Here is a 24287-nt window from a genome sequence, read left to right as displayed (position 1 = left end):
TCTGGCCACTCATATTGTCTAGAATACAAAACTTTTCGCTCCACGTAAAGAAAAAACTGCCTTTCTTTGATAGAAAGGCAGTCAAGTGGAGATGGTCTTGCATATGATGGCGGTTTTATGGTTGCGGTTTTCAATGGTGCCCTGGATTTCCAGGACCGCATGCGGTTCGAGAGCCGCGTTATATTTGGCGTATTCAGCCGGAAATAGCGTCAGCGACGCTGCGCCTGTATCGTCCTGAATGTTCACGAATGCCATCGCGTCCCCTTTTTTTGTACGGATCCGCTTGATTTCCTCCACCATCCCGAGCACCGTTACCTGATCCCGGTCTTTCCGGCTTTTCAAGCCGTTCAAATCGGCATATGATTTTCCGCGTGTTTCTTTCTCGCGGGCAATCGGATGCGTCGACAAATAAAACCCGAGCACGTCTTTCTCGTAATCCAGCTTCAAGTTTTCAGGAATTGGGGATGCTTTTGCGTATTTCGGCTTCATGAAACTTGAGCCAAGGTCGTCAAACAGCCCCGGTTCTTCATTCGGCTTGACGAGCTCTGCGTGCTTCACCGCGCTGTCGATTGAGGCAAGCAGCACCCCGCGGTCCAAACCGAAATCGTCAAGCGCACCTGCCTTAACCAACGGTTCGAACGCTTTCCGCGTGAAATGGATGGCTGAAATGCGTTCTGCAATATCAAACATGCTGCTGAACGCGCCTCCTTCTTTACGTGCCTGCATCAATGCCCGCACGGCAGTTCCCGGGACGCCCTTTACGGCATTCAGGCCGACACGGAGCTGACCGTCTTCTACGGAGAACGAATGGAAGCTTTTCTGGACAGAAGGCGGCAGCAGCGCAATGCCGCGCTCTTTTGCCTCTTGCAGCAATTGCTGCGTCTTTTCTGCATTTCCGGCACTATTGGCCAGCATGGCTGCATAGAAAGGAACGGCATAATGCGTTTTCATAAAGCTGAGCTGGTAGGAAATCATGCTATAGGCGACTGCATGGCTTTTCGGGAAGCCGTAATCCGCAAAGCGGACAATCAGGTTATAAACTTCAGTCGCCGCTTCCTCGGTGAATCCTTTCGAAGCCGCCCCTTTGCTGAAGTGGATGCGCTCTTCATCGAGGATCTCACGCTTTTTCTTGCTGACTGCCCGGCGCAGCAGATCCGCTTCTCCGAGCGAAAAGCCGGCCATGCGCGATGCAATCTGCATGATCTGTTCCTGGTAGACAATGACGCCATAGGTTTCGCTGAGTATCGGTTCCAGCACCGGATGGACATAATCGACCCGCTCCTGTTTGTGTTTGCGCCGTGCGTATAATGGAATAAACTCCATCGGGCCCGGCCGGAACAAGGCGTTGACCGCGACAATGTCGCCAAACGCCGTCGGCTTGATCTGCTGGAGCGCCCGGCGCATGCCGTCCGATTCCAATTGGAAAATGCCCGTCGTATCCCCTTTTGCCAATAGCGCATATGTGGCATCGTCTTCGAGCGGTATTTTCCGGTAATCGATCCACTTTCCGATATCCCGGTGGACAAGCCGGCGGATTTGCTCGAGAATCGTCAGATTGCGCAGCCCTAGAAAGTCCATCTTCAAAAGCCCGATCGCTTCAAGCTCGCCCATCGGCCATTGGGTGATGAAAATCCCTTCGCTTCCTTTTTCTATCGGCACATGGTCGACAAGGGACGTCGGGCTCAAGATGACGCCGGCTGCATGTGTTGAAGCATGGCGCGGCAAGCCTTCCAGTTTCAGCGCCGTTTTGAACCACGTCTTCCGTGTGTCCTCGGCAATGATCCACTCATTGAGCGCCGGCGAATCTTTCAGCGCCGACCTGAGTGTGGTGCCGGGACGGTTGGGGATCATTTTCGAGATGGCATCCAGCTCCTCGGCTTCGAACCCGAAGACACGGGCGGTATCGCGTGCGACTGCTTTCGCCGAAAGCGTTCCGAACGTAATGATCTGGGCCGTCTTCGCTTCCCCGTATTTGCGGGCGACGTACTCCACGACCTCATGCCGCCGATGATCTGCAAAATCGATATCGATATCCGGAAGCGTGACCCGCTCCGGATTTAAGAAACGCTCGAACAGCAATCCGTGTTCCAGCGGATCGACGTCCGTAATCCGGAGCGAAAATGCCACCAATGAACTTGCTGATGAACCGCGTCCCGGCCCCGTCAGGATTTCCTGTTCCCGGGCGAATTTCATGAAATCCGCGACAATAAGGAAATAGTCGATAAACCCCATCTGTCCGATGATGGACAGTTCGTACATCAAGCGTTCGGTGTAGGCCTTGGAATAATTCGGCAGCCTTTCTGCGAGTCCTTTTTCGCATAACTCGACGATGTACCGATGGCGGTCGGTGCCTTCCGGAAGCGGAAAGACCGGCAGAAGCTGCTGATTGAGGGCAATCGTCACCTGGCAATCCAGCATCAGGCGTTCAGCTTCAGCACGCCACTCCGGACGGTCTTCAAACCACGCCGCAAATTCCGCAGCAGCCGGCACATAAGCCTTAGTGTGTTCCGGCTTTTGCCGTTCCGGATCGTTCAGCTTCACTCCTTGCCCGATGGCAGAAGCCACTTCATAAGCAAATGCGTCGCTTTCGTGCACGTACCGGCTTTCCTGGCTCGCTATAATCTTTAGCCCTGCCGCCTTGCATGCAGCCGCAAAGGCATCTTCCTGCGCATGGCGCTCGCCTCCCGGCCGCTCCACACTGCCGTAACAGGCATCCGGGAAAATGCTTTGAACAAAGCTGAACAATCCTTTGTGTTCATCGATCTCACCGTCGAACCGGTTTAAAATCGAACAGGCCAGGCCTTGGCGATACGCTTTCAGCCATTGTTCCGGAATCGCTTCTTTTTCTCTTGTGGAAAGGGCACTGGTGATTTTCAGCAGATTTTTATATCCGGCATTCGACCGGGCATACAAAACAGCTGGATAAGACCGCCCTTCGAATTCCAGGGACACCGAAAGGCCGAGCACCCCATGGATGCCGGCCCGTTTGCACGCTTCCCAAAAAGGAAGGACGCCGTATAATTTTGAATTGACGATAGCTGCGGCCACCGTCCCTTGCTCGAGCATGTAAGGGAAAAGCTCGTCAAGGCGCACGGTGCTTTTCAGCAGATCAGCCGATGTGCTTATATGCGGATAGACCATTGACAAGACATTTCCTCCTTTTTTACGATGAACAAATTTCTTTCAGCCGTTCAATCACTTTATCCGCCTCTTCCCATGAATAAGCGGTAGCGCCAGAGGCCATCGGGTGGCCCCCGCCGCCGAACTCCTTGGCCAGGCCATTGATGACCGGCCCTTTTGAGCGAAGGCGGACACGGATTTCCGTTTCTTCTTCGATGAAGATGACCCATGCCTTCAACCCTTTGACATTCCCGAGAGACCCCACCAAAAGCGACGTTTCCGTTGCGGTCACACCGAACTCTTTCAGGATATCCATCGTAATTTTCACATAGGCTGCGCCGCTTTCATCCATGACGAAATTCTGGTAAATGAATCCTTGAAGATGCAAAAGGCTGCGGTCCATCTCGTATAGGCCGTTATGGAGCGCATTGCGGTCAAAATCGTATTTGATCAGTTCTCCGGCAGCGTCGAATGTTCTTTCCGTGGTGCTTGGAAACAAGAAGCGCCCGGTATCCGCGATAATGCCGGCATATAGCTGCCTTGCCGCTTTTGCAGGAAGCTCCCACCTTTCTTCGCTTTGCCCGTATGCAAACAATTCGTAGATCAACTCAGACGTGGAACTCGCAGCGGTATCGACCAAGGAAACTTCCCCGTACGCATCATCATTCGGGTGATGGTCGATTTTCATCATTTTCGCACCCTTCGTATAGCGCTGGTCATCGATCCGTTCCGTGTTCGCGGTATCGGTCACAATGACGAGCGCCCCTTCGAAATCACTGTCTTCGACCGCATCCGGGAAGCCCAGGAAATCCAGCGTGAAATCGTGTTCGCCGGCAGCAAGCACACGCTTGTCCGGGTAGTTCTGTTCGATGAGGTATTTCAGGCCGAGCTGTGAACCGTAGGCATCCGGATCGGGCCGTACATGGCGGTGGATGATGATCGTATCGAATTGTTTAATTGTGTCGATGATTTGACTGTTCAATGTTCAAGTTCCCCCAATTCAAAGGAAATCCATTCGCAATTTCGCCCGATTCTCAGTACAATAGAAAGGAATTATGCAAAACAGGAGGTCCCTCATGTTAGTTTTCGTATTATTGATCATTGTATCATTTGTTTTTTATTTTTATTATAAAACAAAGCAATTCCGTGCGACGCTGCTAATCCGGAAAAAATGGTACGGCGCTACTGCTTCATTCTCACTCGGCGCATTCATCCTGTTTTTCGGAATCAATCAATTGTTCGTCTTCCAGACTGCTGTCACTTATATCATCGCCGGCATCTTTATCGTCCTAGGCTTGGCCATGATGGTCACCAACTACAAAGCGGCGAAGCATTACCACCAGTTTGTCGCTGAAGAAACCCGGATCAATCAGTAAATCTCTCCGTATGGAGGGATTTTTTTATTTCCCTGCCGGCTTTACCGGTCCAAAAGCTGGAAGGTCAGGAGCGCCTTTCCGACGATTTCGTTGTCGAGGGAAACTTCCACGTCCACTTTCGCCGATTTCCGGCTGATGTCCAGGATCACTGGTTTGATGTGGACCAGCGAATCCAGCTGGACAGGGTTCAGGAAGTAGACCGTAATGTTTTCGAGGGCGCTGTCTTTCCGGTTCTTGGTCTTCAGGGCGGCCATAGCCGCTTCGATCAAAATGGTCGAATAAGCCCCGTACGACATCGATCCATAAGCATTCGTCATCTGAGGCGTCACCCGGAACTCGAGCGACAGCTTGTCAGAGGACGGCATGCGGAGCTGGCTTTTGATGATGTCGTCGATTGTTTCCCCTTGCTGCGGCTGGCGCTGCGCCGTCTGGATTGCTTTCAGGACGTCCTGGCGGCTGATCACGCCGCGCAGCCGGTTGCCGTCATCTGTGACCGGGAGCAAATCAATGCCTTCCCAGATCATCCGGTGTCCGGCAGCGGCAACACTTGTTTGTTTAGTCACCGTGATGGGATCTTTCGTCATCGCTTTCTCCACCAATTCGCCCGGTGCATGGCCGATGACATCCCGCGATGTGATGATGCCTGTCAGTTTCCCGTTTTCATCAACAACCGGAAACCCGCCATGGGTGGTTTCTGCGTTTTTCTCGTGGTAGCGGCTGATCGGATCTTTTTCGTGCAAAAGATGGGTCTCCTCAAGCGGAATCAGGATGTCTTCAATCAGCAGGATCTCCTTCTTGATCAGCTGGTCGTAAATCGCCCGGTTGATCATGGTCGCCACCGTGAACGTGTCGTAGCTGGTGGAAATGACCGGCAGCTCGTTTTCATCCGCCAGCCGCTTAACGATGTCCGACGCTTCAAAGCCACCCGTGATCAATACCGCAGCACCTGCTTTCAGCGCATATTCATGAGCTTTGCTGCGGTTGCCGACGATGAGCAGATTGCCTGCTTCCGTATAGCGCATCATGTCGTCGAGCTGCATTGCGCCGATGACGAATTTCGTCAGTGATTTATGCAGGCCCGCACGTCCGCCAAGAACTTGCCCGTCAACAATATTAACGATTTCGGCATATGTCAGCCGTTCGATGTTTTCTTTGGTCTTCCGTTCGATGCGTATCGTGCCGACCCGTTCGATTGTCGACACCAGGCGCTGCGTTTCCGCTTCCTTGATAGCTCGGTATGCAGTGCCTTCACTGACCTGCAGTTCTTTGGCGATGCGCCGGACCGATATTTTCTCGCCTACCGGCAATGTCTCGATATACTCCAGAATCTGTTCGTGTTTTGTTGCCATTCCCTCACCTTTTCCTTCTGCTTGCTCTTCCCTTCAGTGTATCATATTCCCTAGAAAAACGGATTAGGAATCAGGCTTCTTCAATAGCACCCAAAGGATTCGCCCATCAAAAAAAATCCAGAGAGCAGGGCTCACTGGATTTCATTCTTACAACTCGATCACTTCGCCTGGTTTCAGGATGTTCACTTCCGCACTTTTCACCATGCTTTTGAATTTCTCAGGGTCCTGTTTGATCGGAGGGTAAGTATCATAATGAATCGGCACTACCGTTTTCGGTTTCAGCAGATCCACCGCATAGGCGGCATCTTCCGGCCCCATCGTGAAAAAGTCGCCGATCGGTACAAACGCAACATCGATGTCATTCCGTTTGCCGATTATTTCCATGTCGCCGAACAATCCGGTATCGCCTGCATGGTAGACGGTCTTGCCTTCCGCTTTGAAAAGGATCCCCGTCGGCATGCCGCCGTAGATGATATCGCCGCCGACTGTCGTGTACGATGAGCTATGGAACGCTTTCGTATACTTGACTGTGCCGAACTCGAACTCGAACGATCCTCCGATATTCATCCCGACCGCATCGACTCCCTGGCTTCCCAAATAATTGGCCAGTTCCACCGGGGCCACGACTTTGGCATTCTTCTTCTTCGCCAATTCCACCGTGTCGCCGACATGGTCATTATGAGCATGCGTCAAGAGGATGGCATCCGGTTTTTCATCTTCTGCAATCAAATCGGTCAAGCTGTTGCCGGTGATGAACGGATCGATTAAGATCGTTTTTCCGTCCGTCTGGATTTTAACGACTGAGTGTCCGTGATATGAAAGTTGCATGAAATCCCTCCAAGTTTGTGGGCAATGTTTTCAAGCAGTATTATACCCTGAAATTTGTTAGACTACACATATGAGGAGGAATACATATGAATAAAATCACCCAATTGAAAAATTATTTGAACGAATTCGACATCGATGCAGCGTTCATCACCAATCCGGATAACGTGTTCTACGTCAGCGGTTTCAAAAGCAATCCGCATGAACGGCTGCTAGGCGTCATGGTCTTCAAAGAAGCGGAGCCGTTTCTCATCTGCCCTAAAATGGAAATGCCGGATGCCAAGAGCGCCGGTTGGGCAGGCGATATCGTCGGCCACGCTGACACAGAAGATTCGATGGAAATGCTTTATCGCACGGCGTCCGACCGCATGGGCAAATCCGGTAAGATGGCAATCGAGAAATCCCATATGACCGTCGACCGGTTCGAGACATTGTCGCGGCTTTTCGATACGGCAGAATTCATCGCACTAGATAATAAAATCAATGCAATGCGCGTGACCAAAGATGAAGACGAACTTCAAATCCTGCGGGAAGCTGCCGAACTTGCAGATTACGCCATTGAAGTCGGAGCACGAACATTGAAAGAAGGCATCACGGAAATCGAAGTGATGACGGAAATCGAGTTGGCTTTGAAAAAGCGCGGCGTCACCCACATGTCATTCGACACTACTGTGCTTAGCGGACCTAAAGCCGCTTCGCCGCACGGAAAAACCGGCGACCGGAAAATCCAGAAAGGCGATTTGGTGCTGTTCGATCTCGGCGTCGTCCACAAAGGCTATTGTTCAGACATCACCCGGACGCTCGCATTCGGCGAGCCGAATGAAGAACAAAAAGCGGTTTATAATACAGTGCTCGAAGCGGAACTTGCCGCTGTCAATGCTGTCCGCCCCGGCGTCACTGCCGCAGACCTCGATGCGGCAAGCCGGAATGTGATTGAAGATGCTGGATACGGCGAGTACTTCACCCACCGCCTCGGCCACGGGCTCGGCATTTCGGTCCATGAATACCCATCCCTTCACGGCGCAAACAATATGGCCATGGAAGCCGGCATGGTGTTTACGATCGAACCGGGCATTTATGTACCGGGCAAAGTTGGCGTGCGCATCGAAGATGATGTCGCGGTGACGGAAAACGGCGTAGAAGTATTGACGCAATACCCGAAAGAACTTCAGATCATCCATAATTAAAGGAAAAAGGGCAGCTCCGGATTTTGGAGCTGCCCTTTTCAGGCTGTCTAGAAACTTTCTATGAGATGAGTTCAAAATAGAAATGATTTTTTCACACCGCTTCGGCCGCTTTGGGCATGGCTCCCGCCAGGAGCCGAGAAGGCCACTCGTCTCCTAGCTTCGCCTAGCCCACCGACGCGCCGGCGCTGGATAGGCTTTTTAGAATAGAGAGATACCTAAAATCTTCTTGGTTCAATAGCTTCTCTTAGATATGAAGCAAAACAGCTGCGAATCTATCGGTTTACCATTTTCAAAAAACAAAATCAATTTCTTTCTTAACAAGTCGAAAGGCAGCTCCGGAAAAATTCCGTAGCTGCCTTCTTTTTTGCTTACGCCAACAATTCGTCGACTGATTTGTATTCGAGTCCTTGATCGTCCGCAACGGCTTTATATGTGACATGCCCTTGGAACGTGTTGACGCCTTTTTTCAGCGCTTCGTTTTCACGGATCGCTTTTTCAAATCCTTTGTTCGCGATTTGTACTGCGTATGGAACCGTTACATTTGTAAGGCCCATCGTCGATGTGCGCGGAACAGCACCAGGCATGTTCGCAACAGCATAATGCACGACGTCATGTTTGATGTATGTCGGGTTGTCATGCGTTGTGATGCGGTCGCTTGTTTCGAAAATGCCGCCTTGGTCGATAGCGATATCCACAACCACAGATCCCGGTTTCATCGATTTGATCATGTCTTCAGTTACGAGCTTCGGAGCTTTAGCGCCTGGGATCAAGACCGCACCAACTACCAAATCCGCTTCTTTTACTGATTCAGCAATATGAAGAGGGTTGGAAATCAAAGTTTGGACGTCCGATCCGAACAGATCATCAAGCTGGCGCAGACGGTCCGGATTCAAGTCGAGGATGGTCACAGATGCGCCCATCCCGACTGCCACTTTTGCAGCATTTGTTCCGGCTACACCGCCGCCGATAACCGTTACTTTCCCACGGGAAACGCCAGGAATTCCGCCGAGCAGAATGCCTCCGCCGCCGTAGATTTTCTCAAGGAATTGAGCACCGATCTGTGTGGACATCTTGCCTGCCACTTCGCTCATCGGCGTCAATAAAGGCAATGTGTTGTTCGGAAGCTGAACCGTTTCATATGCGATTCCGATCACTTTCGAATCAAGCAGCGCTTTTGTCAATTCAGCTTCTGGAGCCAAATGAAGGTACGTGAACAGGATCATGCCTTCACGGAAATAGCCGTACTCGGCAGGAGTCGGTTCTTTCACTTTCATGATCATTTCCTGCGCCCAAGCTTCTTCTGCCGTTTCGACAATTTGAGCCCCTGCAGCTTTGTAATCTTCATCCGTGAAACCAGATCCGAGGCCGGCACCGGCCTGCATGAATACTTCATGGCCATAAAGTGATAGGTTCACTACGCCTGCCGGTGTCATCGCTACCCGGTTTTCATTGTTCTTGACTTCCGTCGGTACTCCAATACGCATTGCAAAACCCTCCAATTAAAGTTATGTAAATGTTCAAAGCAAATCCATTCTATCAGATATCTCCATTTCCTGCTCAACTTTTTCCTTTGTCCGGCTTTTTCTAGGAAATGCGGAATTTTCTTTCTTCGGCGCTTTCCGTATTGCTCTGCAGATATGTCCAAGTTATTTCAAATTTTAGGGATTTTCATGTTAATTGAAAATATAATTGATCCAAAAAGAAGGATTTCACCTATTGTTTAAAGAAAGGTTTATACATAAGACTTTAGGAGGAATGTAAAATGACGTTGAAGTATTCACAGATTCTTGTAGCGGTAGACGGATCGAAAGAAGCGGAATATGCTTTCAAAAAATCGGTAGGGATTGCTGAACGGAACAATGCAACATTGAACCTGGTCAATATCATCGATACGCGCTCTTTTGCGGCAATCGAAGCTTATGACCGTTCCATTGCGGATCGTGCACAGAAATTTGCTGAAGACCTTCTCGGCGGCTATAAGCGGGAAGCGGAAGCCGGCGGCGTACAGAAAGTGAATATCATCGTCGATTACGGTTCTCCCAAAACGTTGATTTCCCGTGAATTGGCTGAGCGCATCCACGCAGATCTGATCATCTGTGGCGCCACCGGTTTGAATGCAGTGGAACGGTTCCTAATCGGCAGTGTCTCAGAACACATTGTCCGGTCAGCGAAATGTGACGTCCTGGTCGTACGTACAGATGAAATCGACGACAAACTATCTGCCGCCGATTCTAGCAGCGAACAGATCGTCGGCGATAAGACGCCATTGCAGCAACAAGGTGATACAACTGTCGGAGATGATATCGGCCGACGCTGATAGCACCTCATGCATGTCAAAAGAGGCCAGCCCTACTCGGGCTGGCCTCTTTTTCATTTTAGAATTGCTCTGGAAACTCTTTCTTAAGTTTACTTTCCAGATCTTCAATCACATAAATATTATAGATCAGCTCTTCTTCGAACAGCATTTTATAGCCGCCTGCTGCATTCGCTGAATTGATTTTTTGATAAGCAGCAATCAAACTGTCGAAATCGTAGTAGTCCATATCCCCTGATGCGAGAGCTTCCTGCTCGGCCCGTTCTGCCAGTTCAAGTGATTTTTTCGGATTGCTTATTAAATGGATTTCCGCCAACAGCAGCAAATCGTCGATGAGGAAACGTTCGTCCCCTTTTGCGGTTTTGGCATTCATCAGCTCCGCGGCTTTGCTATAAAGCTCCTGCTCCAGATAAAAATCCGCCATGATCCAGTACGCTTCGTCAATATCATACGCATCCCCGGTGTTTTCTATCGCCTGGAAATGCCCTTCGGCCACTGTGTCCTGCTTGGCTTCCATGGCGGCATAAAGGCTGTCGAACATTTTTTTCATTTCTCTCTGTTCGGCGATCATTTCTTCCAGGAAGGTCTCTTGGAACTCTTCAATGCTTTGGCCAGTCTTCTCCTCGAACATCGAATAGAACGCCCGTACCGATTCAGATACCATCAGCTCTAAAATCACTTCTTCGCCGTAGTCATCCACCAGCGCTTTTACCGCAAGATAAGCTTGGGCGTAAGGGTCGAATTCGGCTGTGCTTGAGGCATCAAAATCCTCCAGATCGTCCATTGAGCGGAAATCGGCTAGCCTGATTGTTTCCAGGTCGTACCAAAAACTGCCCGCTTCTGCAAAATACTCGGCAATGCCTTCTTCAAACCAATGGGGAAGATGCGAAATCGGCAAGCCGTTTTCCAAGGCGAAAAGGTGGCTTTGGTAATGTGTGTACTCATGTACCAGGACCGTTTCCCATTCTGCATCATCCGGCACCAGATGGATGGTGCGATTGAGCGTGTTGTAAAATGCGGATACATCCTCGATGCCTGCCAACTCCTCCATTGACTCATAATCCTCATGGAACTCGATTGCAAGCCCGCCGGAATCATCCGTTCCGAAAAAGGCGTTCAGCTCTTCCCGCTGTTCTGCGAGCAGCCCTTCCATCTTTTCGATTTCGTTTTTGTTCTCTTCCATCACGTAATATGTGACGCCATTTTTCTCTTCGGAAACCAGCTCTTTTTGGGCCGGCACTTGGAAAATGGTGCTGGCAAACAAGCGCATCTTTTCTCTATGCGCCAAGTTGGTTTCCCCTGCGGTGAATTCTACAAAGGAATTGGCGACGGTCACCACACTGACCACTGTGAAGAAAATGACGGCAAAAAGAATGGTGCCGACCGCTTCCCATGTATTCCGGATTCTGAAGAAATCCAGCTTCCCTTTCAGGACGCCGGCAATGCCTGCAGCGAACAAGACCGCACTGAACAGAGCGGCCATTGCTGCGAGCATCAGTCCACCGATCAGGCCTTGATTGAAAATCAGCAAAAAACTCATGATGGAAAGCGCAACCAGGACGACGAATAAAACCAAAAATTTTCGTATGCTTTTCATGATGCCTCCGAGTAAAGTATTTGATTGATAAAGGTTCTTTATACTATAGTTCTTAAACTTTTCTCTCTAATCTTTTCTATATATTAACAGCATAATCAGGAAGAATATAGAAAAATTTGCACAAATGTTTCCGTTCCGCCTTCCTGAATCCAGCTTTCCTTTAAAGGAACACTTCGATCAAACGAAAAAGCTGCAGAAACGCCTGGCATTGCCAGGTTTCTGCAGCTTTTTTCCACTCCTTCAACGGGTTCTACTTTTCGAGAGTCAGTACATTGAAGGTCTCACCTTGTTCACACCCTGTCAGCACGTAATCCACGGTGCTGGCCGTTTCCTTTTTAGAGATTGACCCGCAATTCATTGTGGTGATGCTGCCAGAGCCGAATTTGTCCCTCGAACTATCATGGGTGAATTCGATTTCATCGCCGTCAAACTCGAGCGTCTGGTAAATCGGATCGCCTTCTGTCGTAAAGTTCACCACTTGCACCGCATCGTTTTTCCGCTGCTCCACAGAAGAGACGAATTCATCCAGTCTGCCGGCGTTCTCCACGGTGCCATGCGTATTGACCACTTGCTCCACATCCGGCTCGCCCTTTCCGTTGCCGGCTATCTTGCCGGGTTCTTCTTTCCCGCAGCCGGCGAGCAGCAGGAAAAGGAGAAGAGCAACTGCATTCTGTTTCCGCATGCCGATCACCTTCCTTTACTCATTAGACGGGAACAACTGAAAAAAATTACGGAAGCCAACGTGATTATTTTAGCCAGCTGTCCAAAAATTCGCTTTGGTCGCCTTCAAAATACGCTTCGAAAAACCGCTTGAATTTATCCGTATTCACGAAGTCGAATTGAAATTCACTATAATAGGCAGACAGGAATTGGAGCGCTTCTTCTTGCCCTCCCCGCTCCTCAAAAAAGTTCCGGAGCGTCAGCGGTGCGGCTCCGTATACGGTCGATAAATACTGTGCCCCGACGAATTCATCCAACGGCAAATTGGCGTACTTTTCCTGGCGGTAGGCATTCGCTGCAGCCTCCGCCGAGCTGAAGCCGTATTCTTCGTCCCCGTAATAATCCGACAGGAACAGTGAAGCAGCGAATTCCGTGATGCTTTCGTCAACCCACGCATCCTCAAACGGATCATTGCCGACGATGTAATAAAACCATTGGTGTGCGATTTCGTGGACCAGCACGGAATCCAGGGCATCCCAAGTGGTTGCAACTTCAATGATGTTCGGGTATTCCATATAGCCGTCATTTCCGATGATATCGAGTTCCGGGAACGGATTGTCACCGATCCGTTCTTCGAAAAACACGTAAGCCGCTTCCGCCATGACCGCCGACTCCTCCAGAAGCTCCGGATCGTCCGGCATGAACAAGCGGAGCTCGGCTCCTTCAACAGAAACCGTTTCATGGATCCACTCTTCCGGGTCCATCAGCGCGAGATAGAAATCTTTGATGCGGTCCCCCTCGAGTGTCCCTGAAACGGATGGCTGCACTTCGCCGTCAGTGGCAGAACTCGCGACCAAATACTCCCGGGGCAATTGATAGTCTATCCGGAAGTCCCCGAATCCGGTATGGTAGGATTCGCCGTCCATGTCAAACGGTTCGATATCCCAGCCATTGTCGAACTGGGCAAGCATCGGATACCACTGCGCCAAAAAGAAATTGTTGCCGTCCTGGGACAGCCGCATGCCGTTTTCCGGCAGCGTCAGTGAATAAACCACTTCGATGGTTTCTTTCTCTCCTGGCTCAAGCGGCTCCGCGAGCTCCACCAGCAGCTCGTTGTTTTCAAGCGTGTATTCTCCCTCTTCGCCCCCGACTTTTATGGAGCCGATAGCCGTTTCGGCAGCTTCCTGCGGCAAGTCCGCCGTTTCATCGGAATTCAGGGCATTGGGCACAAAATAGAACCCGATGTCTTCGAACGGCCCCTCCGTTTCATTGGCAACTTCTATGACGGTGCTGATCCCGAATTCATCCGCTTCATTGAGGGACAGTTCGATCTCGTAAGTTGCACTGGCGCCCATAGCGGTGTTTCCGTTTTCACCTTCTCCGTTTTCCTTGAAATAGAAATACCAGACGGTTAATGTAATGATTGCGGCAATTGCCGCGGCTATAACGATCCAAATCCTGCTGCTGATCTTCATGTTGTCTCTCCTATCTCTCGACCGCTTTGAATAACCCAATCCGCCCGCTCTTTCGGCCTTACGGTTTCTTCATAATACTGCTCCGCTGCCCAGTACCTGTCGGCCAGTTTCCTGCTATTTCGCTTTGCTGCTTCGGATTCCCGCTCGAATCGCTGTTCTTTGGGACAATCCAAGTAGAAGACGGCGTCAAAATTAGGCCGCCATTCCGGCCGTTGAAGAAATACGCCTTCAATCAGGACAATCCCGGTTGCCGGAAGCCGAATTTTCTTGCTTACATGACTGTCCGAGCCGGCATTATAAAAAGCAAGACTGATTTCCGTTTCAGTTTTCAGTTTGCCTAAGAACTGTTCTTGAAGGGTTTCGATTTCCCATTGCATAAAATAATATTCCTGCCACTCAGCGCGGCCGGTTCCGTACCGCCGCTTTCGTTCGACGATCAAGTCATCGATATGGAACAGTTTATAAGGTACGTTCTGCACCGATAAATATTCCGCCATCCTGTCCGACAAAGTCGTTTTGCCGGAGCGGCTAAGCCCATCGATGGCGATGATGGTTCGGCTTTCCGGCTGCCTTGCCCATATTTCATCCAGAGCTGCTTTCACTTTTTCCATGTCGTCCTTTTCCAGCCTTCCATAATGTACTCCTGTACTTGATTCGACAAAAGCGCTGCTTTCCCTTTAGCAATGGATGAAACAGCCGTACCATTTTTATGCAGCCCTATGGTATTATTAACGATGTTCTGAAAAAAAGAGGTTCGCAAACTCCCTCTCTAAAAAACTAAGGAGATGTTTCACTTGAAAAAAGAAAAAGCGGTTGTCGTTTTCAGCGGCGGCCAAGACAGTACAACTTGCCTGTTTTGGGCAATAGAAAACTTCAGCGAAGTAGCGACTGTGACATTCGATTACGGACAGCGCCATTCAGCTGAAATCCAATGCGCACGAAAAATCGCCGATGAACTCGGTGTTTCATTCAAAGTGCTCGACATGACCTTGATCAACCAACTATCAGCGAATGCGCTGACGCGCGACGACATCGAAGTTTCCGCTAAAGAAGGTGAATTGCCTTCAACATTCGTTCCCGGCAGAAACCATCTTTTCCTATCGTTTGCAGCGGTATATGCCGATGCCATTGGGGCCCGCCATCTGGTAACAGGTGTCAGCCAGACCGATTTCAGCGGCTATCCCGATTGCCGGGACACGTTTATCCGGTCGCTGAACGTGACATTGAATCTGGCTATGGACAAGCAATTCATCATCCACACACCGCTTATGTGGCTGGATAAATCCCAAGTCTGGGCCCTTTCCGATCAGCTTGGCGCATTGGACTTTGTGCAGGAGAAGACTTTGACCTGCTATAACGGCATTTCAAGCACAGGCTGCGGCGAATGTCCGGCGTGCGTTTTGCGCAACGAAGGGCTGGCCGAATATAAAACACGGAAAGCTGCAGGTGAGCCTTTATGATGCAGCAATTCTATCCTTCCGTCCCGCATGATTACCGGTTCGAGCTGAACAAGGACCTGAACTTCTCAGCTGCGCATTTCATCCCGAGCGAAGACGCCGGCCTGTGCCAGGAAATGCACGGCCACACCTATTTCGTCAATGTGACGATCGGCGGCAATGAACTCGATGCGACCGGATTTTTGATTGACTTTAAAAAGCTCAAACGGGCAATCCATAAAAAATACGACCATTCGGTGCTGAACAACCATCCTGAATTTGAAAACAAGTTTCCGACAACCGAGTTGCTGGCCGAGCAGATCTGGCACAGCATCCAAGGGCTCCTGAAAGCGACGGACAACCGGCCGGACTGCCTTCAAATCATCGTACGCGAAACGCCGACAAGCTATGTCGTCTACCGTCCGCGCAAGGAGGGCCTCCAGTGAAGATACCGGTAATGGAAGTGTTCGGCCCAACAATCCAAGGCGAAGGCATGGTCATGGGACAGAAAACAATGTTCGTGCGCACAGCCGGATGTGATTATTCCTGCTCTTGGTGCGATTCCAAATTCACTTGGGACGGCACCGGCACGAGCGTCTCGAAAAAGCCTGAACAAATCATAGAAGAATTGAAAGCAATCGGCGGCGGCGCTTTTTCGCACGTCACGATTTCCGGCGGCAATCCGGCACTCCATAAAGGCATCGGCCGATTGGTCGAGCTTTGCCATGAAAACGGCTGGAAAGTCGGCGTGGAAACGCAGGGTTCGTTTTGGCAGGACTGGATGCGCGAGATTGATGACATCACCTTATCGCCGAAGCCCCCAAGTTCCGGCATGCAGACCGATTTCACGAAACTCGATTACTTCATTGAAAACTTGGCCGATGCCAATGCGACTTTAAAAGTTGTCATATTCGACGAAGAAGATTTCAAATATGCAGAAGATCTCCACCTGCGCTATCCGGCAGTCCCTTTCTTTTTGCAGACGGGCAACAGCGACACCGCTACAACGGACGACGCCCGGTTGACTGCATCGTTATTGGAACGCTACGAATGGCTGATCGATCTGGCTGTCCGCTCCCATATTATGAATGATGCCAAAGTGCTCCCGCAGCTTCATACCCTGGTTTGGGGCAATAAACGCGGCGTCTAAATAAAAATGAACTTTTTACCCCGCTTTGGGCATGGCTCCCGCTATGAGCCGGGAAAAACACCCGTCTCATAGCTTCGCCCGGCCCGTGGACGCGCCGGCGCTGGTTTCGCTCTTTAAAAGCTGGTAACTTTATCCGTTTTAACAGTGCTAACTGAGATATGGAGCAAAACAGCGGAGAAAACCGTACTGCTCCTGCGCAAGCTCGTCGCAAAGACTTGCCCTCGCAGGCTTCGGGTAAGTCTTGCCTGCGGGACAGCGAGACAGCCGAGACCCCGCAGGGAATGGTTGAGCAAATGGAATTTGCTCAACCATTTGCGACGAAGCTAGCGAAGCGATGCAGGAGCACAAGGTTTTCGAAGCGACTGAGGAGGCTTGGCGCTCGCCAGCGGCAAAGAGATGGCTCTAAGGAAGTTTGAGCCATCTCTTTGCGACGAGCGCATAGCGCGCAGGAGCACAGGGGTTTTACGAAGCTGCTTTGCGAAATATCGATTAAGAGACAAGTATTTTATTTCTTTCTCAACAAGCTAAAAAACGTGAAATCAGCTTGCCGATTTCACGTTTTTCTATGTTCTGCTGCCGAAATAGTTTTTTGCTTGAAGAGAAAGGCTATACGCGGAGTAGCGACTCCGATGAGCGCCAGGATTCCGCCGAGAATTGAAAGCAGGGTTGGAAGTTCCCCGAGCCAAAGCCAGGAAATCATTATCGCCATGACAGGGACGAGGTAAAGGAAACTGGTCGCTTCAGATGCCCCTTGCCTGGAAGTCGCATACGCGATGGCGAAATAAGGGATCACTGTCGGAAAAAGGCCAAGATACAGGATGGTCAAAGTACTTTCAACGGAAGCCTGCCCGACGGCAGTACCTAAACCGCCTGCAAATGGAAGCATGAATAACGTTCCGGCAAAGATTGCATAAAATGTAAATGGCAGAAAACCGTATTTTTGAAGATAGGAAGACTGGAAGACAAAATAGAAGGCCTCTCCTAACGCCCCTGCTAAAATCACAAGTACTCCCCACTCAATCTGGAAAGTTCCGCCGGATAGTGAAATAACCCCAACGCCGATGAAAGCGATCAATGATCCAATCCAACCGGCAGCGCCAAATTTCTCTTTCAGAAAAATGACAGCGAGCAAAGCTGAAAGAAGGGGCACCAGCGAAATCAGCAAACTGGCTGTGCCTGCTTCTACAGTTTTTTCTCCGATACTGAGAAATGTATGATAAACCGAAAAACCAAGCCCGCCTAATAGAAGGATGGCCGGGACATCTCTAAGTGCCGGCGGTTTCATCTTCATTTTCAGCGCAATGAAAAACAGGACAAAGGAAGCGGTCCCCATGCGCAGAAGTGCGACATGTTCCGGACTATACGATTCCAGGGCGACCCTGATTCCTGGAAATGCCGAACCCCAAAGAATGATTGCCATTCCATAAGCGAATAAAATGCGAATATCCAATTTGGGCCTCCTTCTGTCAGTTGACGTACTCTTGCTAACAAAAAAAGGAACCTTAGCGATTCCTTTTTGCCTGTTTACCTAATCATTTAATGCTTTTCAGCGCTTGTTTTACAGTTGAAAACGATTCGATTTTCGACATGTTGATGCCGCTGTTGACGATGGTTTGGGCAAGGTCCGGACGGAGTCCTGCCGACAATACATGGATTCCCATCAAACGGAGTGTACCACCAATCTGCTGCATGGCTTCAGCCACTTTTTCATTGATTGTCACCACTCCGGAGAAGTCTGTAATGACGTAATCGATGTCCATATCTGCCACTTGCGGAATTACATTCTGCAGAATATGCTGTACCCTTTTTTCATCCAGAAAGCCGATCAGCGGAATGACCGCAACGCCGTCTTGGATCGGCACAATCGGAGCAGAAAGTTTAACAAGCTCCGCCTGGGTCTCTTCTTGCTTTTTCTTTGAAAGCCGTTCAAAAGCGGAGAATGTTTCAATCAAACTGACATCCAAGAGATTATTGATCCGTTTGATGACGAAAGCATTTTCCCGGACCGTCAATCCGAATTCGACAGACAGATCGGTAAACAACTCTGTAAAAACATCACGGGTCGGCGGATAACGGACAACGATCAATGAGATGTCTTCATCCAGCGAAACAACCATTTCGGCATTTTTTCTGCTCCACTCGATCAAGGCAGCCGGTACAGCTTCTGCTTGCTCCTTTTCCAGAACATCTGCAAGGAACTTCAGGAATGCTTCATACATGCCAACTGCTTGTCCGCGCTCTTCAGGCATTATTTCGATATTCAACCTCCCGATTACCTTGTTGACGATTTCATTGGCCATCGGTGCCAGATGTTCGTGTATGTGCTGCGTAAAATCGTTGAGTGCGTTCATCCAAAACCTTCCTTTGCAATATCTGATAATTGAATTCCTTAAGGGTCTTCATTCCAGCGGTCCGCGCATTCAGCCCATCCGCTTGAGAATAAAGGTTGAAGCAGTCCGCCCCGAATATAATGCTTGCTGAGTCCATAGTGCTATATTCAAAATTATAAGCTATCTCTCCAAATAAAGGAAATGGTTCTGCGTTACATTTCCACGGCTTTTGCTTTCATCCGGCGATTTCCCATGTATTTGACAAAAGGCACGACTACGGCGGACAAGAACAGGATGCGAAACAATTGAAAAGCCGTGACGACAGTTACATCCGCATGTACAGAAGCCGCGATAATGCCCATCTGGTCCAGCCCCCCGGGTACAACGCTCAAGAAACTTGTCGAGAAACTCAAACCGTATAAATCCTGCAATATGAAGCTTACCCCGTAGGCTGCAGCTATCAGCATTGCACTCGAGATAAAAGCATAGAGAATGAGCTTGTTTGAAAGCTTCAGGTTCTCTTTTTTCAGCAGCAGCCCGATATAGATACCGATCATCCCCTGTGCCAGATGCAGAAGCGAAGCAGGCATCAGCGGAACTTCGATGCCGGCCAAATTCAGCACCATGATGAAAAAGATCGGACCTAGAAGAAAAGCCGTGGGAACCTTCAACTTATGGCTCACCATGCCGGCTACATAACTGACGGCCAGAAGCCCGATCAGCGGGAACGAAATATGCGCCTCAGCCACATTCTGAGCATTTGCCGCATTTCCGCCAGCTACGATAAAAGGCACAATCGCCACAATCATCAGTACGCGCAGGAGATGATAAAAAGTGACCGCCGTTAAATCGATGCCCTTCTGTTCTTCGGCGAAAGCGATGATTTGGGAAAACCCGCCAGGAACACAGCATGTCATCGCTGTTCTTTTATCCACTTTCGTCCGGCGTTCCATCACGGAACTGATCAATAAAAACAGAAAGAAAAAAGCGATATTGATCACCAGCATCGCTGCAAAGTATTGCTTCATTCCTTGGATCGCCTGTAACGTAAAGGCGATGCCGATGACATATCCGGCTGCGACCAATCCCGCATTCCGGAACCCGCTGTACCATTTCAAAGGAATCGGCGTAAAGAGCTGTACCGCGAGGACCGCAAAAAGCGGACCCAAAAGATAAGGCATCGGCGCCCCCGCCAGATTAAACACCCAAGCACCTGCCAATCCGACAAGGAAAGCTGTAGCCAGAGGATAGTATTTCATTTGTTCATCTTCTTTCATTGTAGATAAAGTTCATATTCTATTATAGCGCTAAGCGCTTGGAGGAAAAGCGGTTCACATTAAAAACAAAAAAACCTGCCATAAAGGCAGGCAACGGACATATACCGGATGCTTCTCAGGAAATCGCTTGTTCCTCGCGATATGGCATTAAATCTTCTGTCATGTTGCGGCATTTCGCTAAAAACAACGCTGTTTCCCTCGAGAGCCTCATTTCTTGCCCGGCCATCTGCTGGCGCAGGCTATCAATGATCTTATAGCCGGTTTCTTCCCCGGGGTAGGATGGATTGACTGATAGATGCAAAATGACATAATGGCCATCTCTCTTTTCGACCCCAATCAGGCCGGTGATGTTCTCTCCTTCTTTCCAAAAGAACAGCTGCCGTTCAGGTTTTTCTTCATAAGATAAAATCAGTTCCTGCAAATCTTTTACGCTTTTTCGGGACGCTACTAAAGACAGGAGCCCCATTGCCACTTTTTTATATGTTTTCTTGTATTTGGTTAACATCTCTCATCTTCCCTCATTCTCTCTGTTGTCTTGCTGTTCATCTAGAACCGCATATCTACTGCAAGGCAAAAAAATTCAAACCTTTTTTGTTAATCCCCTTTTTGAATAAAAGCTAAACATAAATTACGGCTTTTTTTTATTCATTCAACTATATCATGAACGGCAAAGAGCCAAAAAGCTTCAACACTCTTCTCCCAGCCGCCAGCATCACTCATCCCGATTTAACATGTCTAAAAGAAACTCCGCACTTTTGCCCTCTTCAGCAGATTAGTCCCTTTACGTTTTTATCTTAAGACTCGACTTAAAAGCAAAACCTACGCACAAAGTAGTATACGAACTATCCTTAAGTTGAATAGACTGGGAGATTTTAAATTGTTCTAATGGAATTAGTTGAAAAATTAAATTTTTCCAGATGAAGGGATGAAGACGATGCCGAAGAAGAAAAGTTTAGCGTTGCTTAGCTCCATATTGATTGCAAGCTCTGTTTTTTCCATTTCCCCTGCCTTTGCAGTCACCGATGAGAATCAGAACAATAGTGATCCGCATGTACATGCAGATGAAATCGTCGATGTCCGAAAAGCGCTGTCCGAAGTCCTGCCCTCCCGCTCCCAACTTGAGGCTGCGGACAAAATCGTGGAAGCTGCAGGGACTGGAACAAAAATAAACTGGAATAGAAAGTTCGGCACTCCATCCAGCATCATGAAAGATAAGGGCTATTTATCGCCTGCAAATACTGGCAGTGCTGAAACGATTGCCCGTAATTGGCTTTCTGCAAACAAGGCAATCTTCGGTTTAACGGAGCAAGATGTTACGGAATTAGCAGTCATTCGGAGCCAAAAAGTTCCAGGCACCAATCTTTCCCCGGTCACCTTCCAGCAAACTGTTGCAGGCATTGAATCGGTTTTTGGCGGCCGTATAATCGTGGCAGTCAATGAACAAGGGCGCATTCTTTCAGTCGTAAGCGACGCTTCTCCTTCAGGTGAATTCACTGGAGAATTCCAATTGACTGCAGAAGAAGCACTAGAAGCTGTTGTCAGTACTTTTCTTCCGGGCCTCGATATTACTCCTAAAGCTTTAGAAGATGAAAAAGGATGGAAAGTGTTTGATGGGATGGGTGTGCTTCCGACAAAACAGCGTGTCAAACCTGCAGCCTTTTTCACTGCTGATGGCATTCGGCCTGCTTACCGCGTCTTGTTCATCGAGAAACTGAATGAAGCTTATGAAGTAATTATCGATGCTGAAAACGGCGAAACGTTATATCGCCGTTCACTGGTAGATTACCTGAATCCGGAAGGTCTTATTTTTGAAAACTATCCGGGTGCTCCTGCCGGCGGGCAGCAAACCGTGAAATCATTTAAAGGCGATCCTGCTGCATCTCCTAATGGCTGGCTGCTGCCAACTAGCGACCTCGGAGCTACGACATTGGGCAATAATGCAAGTTCTTATGCAAACTGGAGCAATTTCCTGGTTCCCGCTGACACATTAATCCGGCCGGTGAGCCCCCTTGGGAAATTCAATTATCCATTCTTGAATGCCTGGCAGAAAAACAAAGGAGCAATCCTCCCTCCTTCTTATGCGGAAGACGTCAACAGCGCAACAGCCAATTTGTTCTACCATCATAATTTGTTCCATGATTATTTCTATAAACTGGGCTGGACCGAAGACGCTGGCAATTTGCAGGCAGATAATTTCGGCAAGGGCGGCATGGGCGGCGACCCGATTTTAGGACTGGTCCAAGCCGGTGCAGCCAGCGGCGGAAATCCGACCTACACCGGGCGCGATAATGCCTATATGCTGACGCTGCCCGATGGCATTGCGGCTTGGAGCGGCATGTTTCTTTGGGAGCCGATCCCTGGTGCATTTGAAGGGGCGTACGCAGATGGAGATTATGATGCCGGAATCATTTACCACGAATATTCCCATGCCCTTTCATCGCGGTTGGTCGCAGGAGGAGAGGCGCTTGGCAGCCACCAGTCCGGCTCAATGGGAGAAGGCTGGGGAGACTGGTTTGGCATGAACTACTTGGTTAAAAAAGGATTGCAGGATGAGCCGGTCGTTGGCGCATACGTCACCGGAAATGCTGAACGCGGAATACGCAACTGGTCTTTGGCTGAAGCACCGATCAATTACGGAGATGTCGGCTATGATATTATCGGACCGGAAGTCCATGCGGATGGAGATATTTGGGCTGCCATCCTTTGGCATGCACGCGAAGCTTTAATAGCCCAATTCGGGGAAGCCGAAGCGATAACAGTGCTGGAGCAGCTGGTCGTTGATGCTATGCCGATTGCGGTTCCGAACCCTTCCATGGTCGACATGCGCTCAGCCATCATGGCTTCAGAGTTTGAACGGTACGGAGGCAAATACCAAGAGGTCCTATGGAAAGCCGTTGCCCAAAGAGGGCTTGGGGATGATGCCTACTCCAACGGCGGGGATGATACGGATCCGCAGCCAGCATTCAACCATCCGGACGACTCACTGAACGGAAAACTTTTAGGGAAAATTGTTAATGGCCAGACGAACAAGCCGATCGAGGATGTTCGTATCTTTGTCAGCCAATACGAAGCCCGTACTACGCCAGTAGCGACCACTTCCAATAAAGGAGGTTTTGCAATTGAACTGGCAGATGGCACCTATGATATCACGATCCAAGCAAGAGGCTATGGTTCACGGACGATTGAAAATGTCCGCATCACTGCCGGGGAAAGCGAACGCTGGAATGTCCAGCTTTCACCAAACGTTGCGTCTTCCTTCAATGGAGCCTCTATTGCAAGTGCATCTGATGTCTCTGCGAGCAATCCGGCAAAATTGGCGATTGACGATACCGAAGCTAGCGTATTTGCTTCCGAACAAAAAGAAGCTGGTTTCACTGGTTCTGAACTCATTGTGGATCTTGCAGGAGACGAACCGCTTTTCATTTCTGAGCTGCATATCAGTGCAATGAAAGACGTAGCGAAAGGGCGCTTTGCCACGCTGAAGGATTTTGAAGTCCAAGCATCTGTTGATGGAAAAACTTGGACCACGATTCTAGAGGATCGTTTCTCCGCCGGAAAACCGCGTCCTGCGACGCCGGACCTGGATTATCAAGAATACCAACTTGAACAGTCCGCGCAAGCAACGCAGCTGAAATTCATTGCAAAATCGGCGCAGGACAATGCTGCAGGCTATATCCAAGTTGCAGAAATTCAGGCGTTCACAACGGATAAAGCCAAAATTTCGCCACTTGATTTGGAAACTGAAGCGCCATTCACCGCTTCTGGAACGATTCAATTGGGAAATGCAGGAACTGGAGCAGGGTCGTTGGCAGGCGTTGACGAATTGTCCCTGGCCGCAACGCAGAACGAATTTGTCACTACCCAAAACCCTGAACCCGCTTCACAAGGCGTGGATGGATATGTAGTTAGCCTTCCAGAACAATATGGGGATGGCATCCATAACATTTCAGTAACCGGAACAAGTGAAACTGGGCATGATATCGACCTTTACTTTTACGATGCAGGCTTCAATGTCATCGGAAGCGTCGCCACTTCCGCAGCCGATGAATCAGGAGTTGTTCCAGGTGGTACAAAATATATCTATGTCGGTCTTTATAACGGAACGAATGTGAACTTCAACCTAAATGTGACGAGCCCCTATTAAGAAAACCGGAGACCAAAAACCCCTGGAAATGAAGAAATCCTTCATTT

The 24287-nt window shown here is 49.5% G+C and carries 20 protein-coding genes and 1 riboswitch; of the genes, 7 read left to right on the top strand and 13 right to left on the bottom strand.

The window, feature by feature from the left end:
* Positions 1-81: 81 nt before the first annotated feature.
* Both dnaE and ACTL32_RS07000 read right to left on the bottom strand, forming a co-directional pair.
* Positions 82-3141 carry a DNA polymerase III subunit alpha gene (gene dnaE / locus ACTL32_RS07005; protein WP_441341195.1) on the bottom strand — a complete coding sequence of 1020 codons (3060 nt, stop codon included), beginning with the start codon at positions 3139-3141 and terminating at the stop codon, positions 82-84.
* 22 nt (positions 3142-3163) lie between these two features.
* Complete coding sequence (locus tag ACTL32_RS07000) at positions 3164-4102, bottom strand: DHH family phosphoesterase (RefSeq protein WP_441340795.1); 939 nt, start codon at positions 4100-4102, stop codon at positions 3164-3166.
* Positions 4103-4196: 94 nt separating this feature from the next.
* Here ACTL32_RS07000 and ACTL32_RS06995 point away from each other — a divergent pair, with 94 nt between their 5' ends.
* Positions 4197-4496, top strand: a complete 300-nt coding sequence (locus ACTL32_RS06995; protein ID WP_441340794.1) for a YtpI family protein — start codon at positions 4197-4199, stop codon at positions 4494-4496.
* A 41-nt stretch (positions 4497-4537) separates the two neighbouring features.
* Here ACTL32_RS06995 and ACTL32_RS06990 read toward each other — a convergent pair whose 3' ends face one another.
* Entirely contained in the window at positions 4538-5845 is a 1308-nt protein-coding gene (locus tag ACTL32_RS06990) for a DRTGG domain-containing protein (RefSeq protein ID WP_441340793.1), read from the bottom strand.
* A 147-nt stretch (positions 5846-5992) separates the two neighbouring features.
* Positions 5993-6673 (bottom strand): metal-dependent hydrolase, encoded by a 681-nt coding sequence (locus ACTL32_RS06985; protein WP_441340792.1) that lies wholly within the window; start codon positions 6671-6673, stop codon positions 5993-5995.
* Between the two features lie 86 nt (positions 6674-6759).
* Between ACTL32_RS06985 and ACTL32_RS06980 the strand changes: the two genes are divergently transcribed.
* Positions 6760-7857, top strand: a complete 1098-nt coding sequence (locus ACTL32_RS06980; RefSeq protein ID WP_441340791.1) for a M24 family metallopeptidase — start codon at positions 6760-6762, stop codon at positions 7855-7857.
* Positions 7858-8225: 368 nt separating this feature from the next.
* Here the strand turns inward: ACTL32_RS06980 and ald are convergent, their stop codons facing one another.
* A complete protein-coding gene (gene ald / locus ACTL32_RS06975; protein ID WP_204890263.1) occupies positions 8226-9341 on the bottom strand; it encodes an alanine dehydrogenase in 1116 nt (371 codons plus the stop codon).
* A gap of 278 nt (positions 9342-9619) precedes the next feature.
* Here ald and ACTL32_RS06970 point away from each other — a divergent pair, with 278 nt between their 5' ends.
* Positions 9620-10174, top strand: coding sequence for a universal stress protein (locus ACTL32_RS06970; protein WP_441340790.1), 555 nt, complete (start codon positions 9620-9622; stop codon positions 10172-10174).
* Positions 10175-10232: 58 nt separating this feature from the next.
* On the opposite strand, the gene ACTL32_RS06965 is transcribed toward ACTL32_RS06970, so the two are convergent.
* The 4 genes from ACTL32_RS06965 to ACTL32_RS06950 all read right to left on the bottom strand — a co-directional run bounded on the left by ACTL32_RS06965 (position 10233) and on the right by ACTL32_RS06950 (position 14514).
* Positions 10233-11768 (bottom strand): hypothetical protein, encoded by a 1536-nt coding sequence (locus tag ACTL32_RS06965; RefSeq protein ID WP_441340789.1) that lies wholly within the window; start codon positions 11766-11768, stop codon positions 10233-10235.
* Positions 11769-12018: 250 nt separating this feature from the next.
* Entirely contained in the window at positions 12019-12450 is a 432-nt protein-coding gene (locus tag ACTL32_RS06960) for a DUF4362 domain-containing protein (RefSeq protein ID WP_441340788.1), read from the bottom strand.
* 64 nt (positions 12451-12514) lie between these two features.
* Positions 12515-13903, bottom strand: a complete 1389-nt coding sequence (locus ACTL32_RS06955; RefSeq protein ID WP_441340787.1) for a M1 family metallopeptidase — start codon at positions 13901-13903, stop codon at positions 12515-12517.
* Entirely contained in the window at positions 13900-14514 is a 615-nt protein-coding gene (locus ACTL32_RS06950; protein ID WP_441340786.1) for a kinase, read from the bottom strand. Before ACTL32_RS06950 ends, ACTL32_RS06955 begins: the two co-directional genes overlap by 4 nt.
* Before the next feature lie 132 nt (positions 14515-14646).
* A riboswitch (PreQ1 riboswitch) is annotated at positions 14647-14690 on the top strand.
* A 7-nt stretch (positions 14691-14697) separates the two neighbouring features.
* Between ACTL32_RS06950 and queC the strand changes: the two genes are divergently transcribed.
* Genes queC through queE form a run of 3 tightly spaced genes read left to right on the top strand, consistent with a single transcriptional unit; the run spans position 14698 to position 16489 of the window.
* Positions 14698-15363, top strand: coding sequence for a 7-cyano-7-deazaguanine synthase QueC (queC, locus tag ACTL32_RS06945; RefSeq protein WP_441340785.1), 666 nt, complete (start codon positions 14698-14700; stop codon positions 15361-15363).
* On the top strand, positions 15360-15785 hold the full coding sequence (queD, locus tag ACTL32_RS06940; protein ID WP_441340784.1) for a 6-carboxytetrahydropterin synthase QueD: 426 nt from the start codon (positions 15360-15362) through the stop codon (positions 15783-15785). Before queC ends, queD begins: the two co-directional genes overlap by 4 nt.
* An 11-nt stretch (positions 15786-15796) precedes the next feature.
* Entirely contained in the window at positions 15797-16489 is a 693-nt protein-coding gene (gene queE, locus ACTL32_RS06935; RefSeq protein ID WP_441341194.1) for a 7-carboxy-7-deazaguanine synthase QueE, read from the top strand.
* Between the two features lie 553 nt (positions 16490-17042).
* Here queE and ACTL32_RS06930 read toward each other — a convergent pair.
* From ACTL32_RS06930 to ACTL32_RS06915, 4 genes are all read right to left on the bottom strand, one after another.
* Complete coding sequence (locus ACTL32_RS06930) at positions 17043-17909, bottom strand: DMT family transporter (RefSeq protein WP_441341193.1); 867 nt, start codon at positions 17907-17909, stop codon at positions 17043-17045.
* A 112-nt stretch (positions 17910-18021) separates the two neighbouring features.
* Positions 18022-18840 carry an STAS domain-containing protein gene (locus ACTL32_RS06925; protein WP_441340783.1) on the bottom strand — a complete coding sequence of 273 codons (819 nt, stop codon included), beginning with the start codon at positions 18838-18840 and terminating at the stop codon, positions 18022-18024.
* A 191-nt stretch (positions 18841-19031) separates the two neighbouring features.
* Positions 19032-20078 carry an AbrB family transcriptional regulator gene (locus ACTL32_RS06920; protein WP_441340782.1) on the bottom strand — a complete coding sequence of 349 codons (1047 nt, stop codon included), beginning with the start codon at positions 20076-20078 and terminating at the stop codon, positions 19032-19034.
* Between the two features lie 133 nt (positions 20079-20211).
* Entirely contained in the window at positions 20212-20601 is a 390-nt protein-coding gene (locus ACTL32_RS06915; protein ID WP_441340781.1) for a GNAT family N-acetyltransferase, read from the bottom strand.
* Between the two features lie 429 nt (positions 20602-21030).
* Between ACTL32_RS06915 and ACTL32_RS06910 the strand changes: the two genes are divergently transcribed.
* The gene (locus ACTL32_RS06910) at positions 21031-24240 is read left to right on the top strand and encodes a M36 family metallopeptidase (protein ID WP_441340780.1); all 3210 of its coding nucleotides are present in this window, start codon (positions 21031-21033) and stop codon (positions 24238-24240) included.
* Positions 24241-24287 lie beyond the last annotated feature (47 nt).

The organism is Planococcus sp. FY231025 (genome assembly GCF_052078085.1).
Taxonomy (GTDB): Bacteria; Bacillota; Bacilli; order Bacillales_A; family Planococcaceae; genus Planococcus.
The sequence above is the reverse complement of the archived record's forward strand: the minus strand, read 5'-3'. Positions and strand labels throughout refer to the sequence as shown.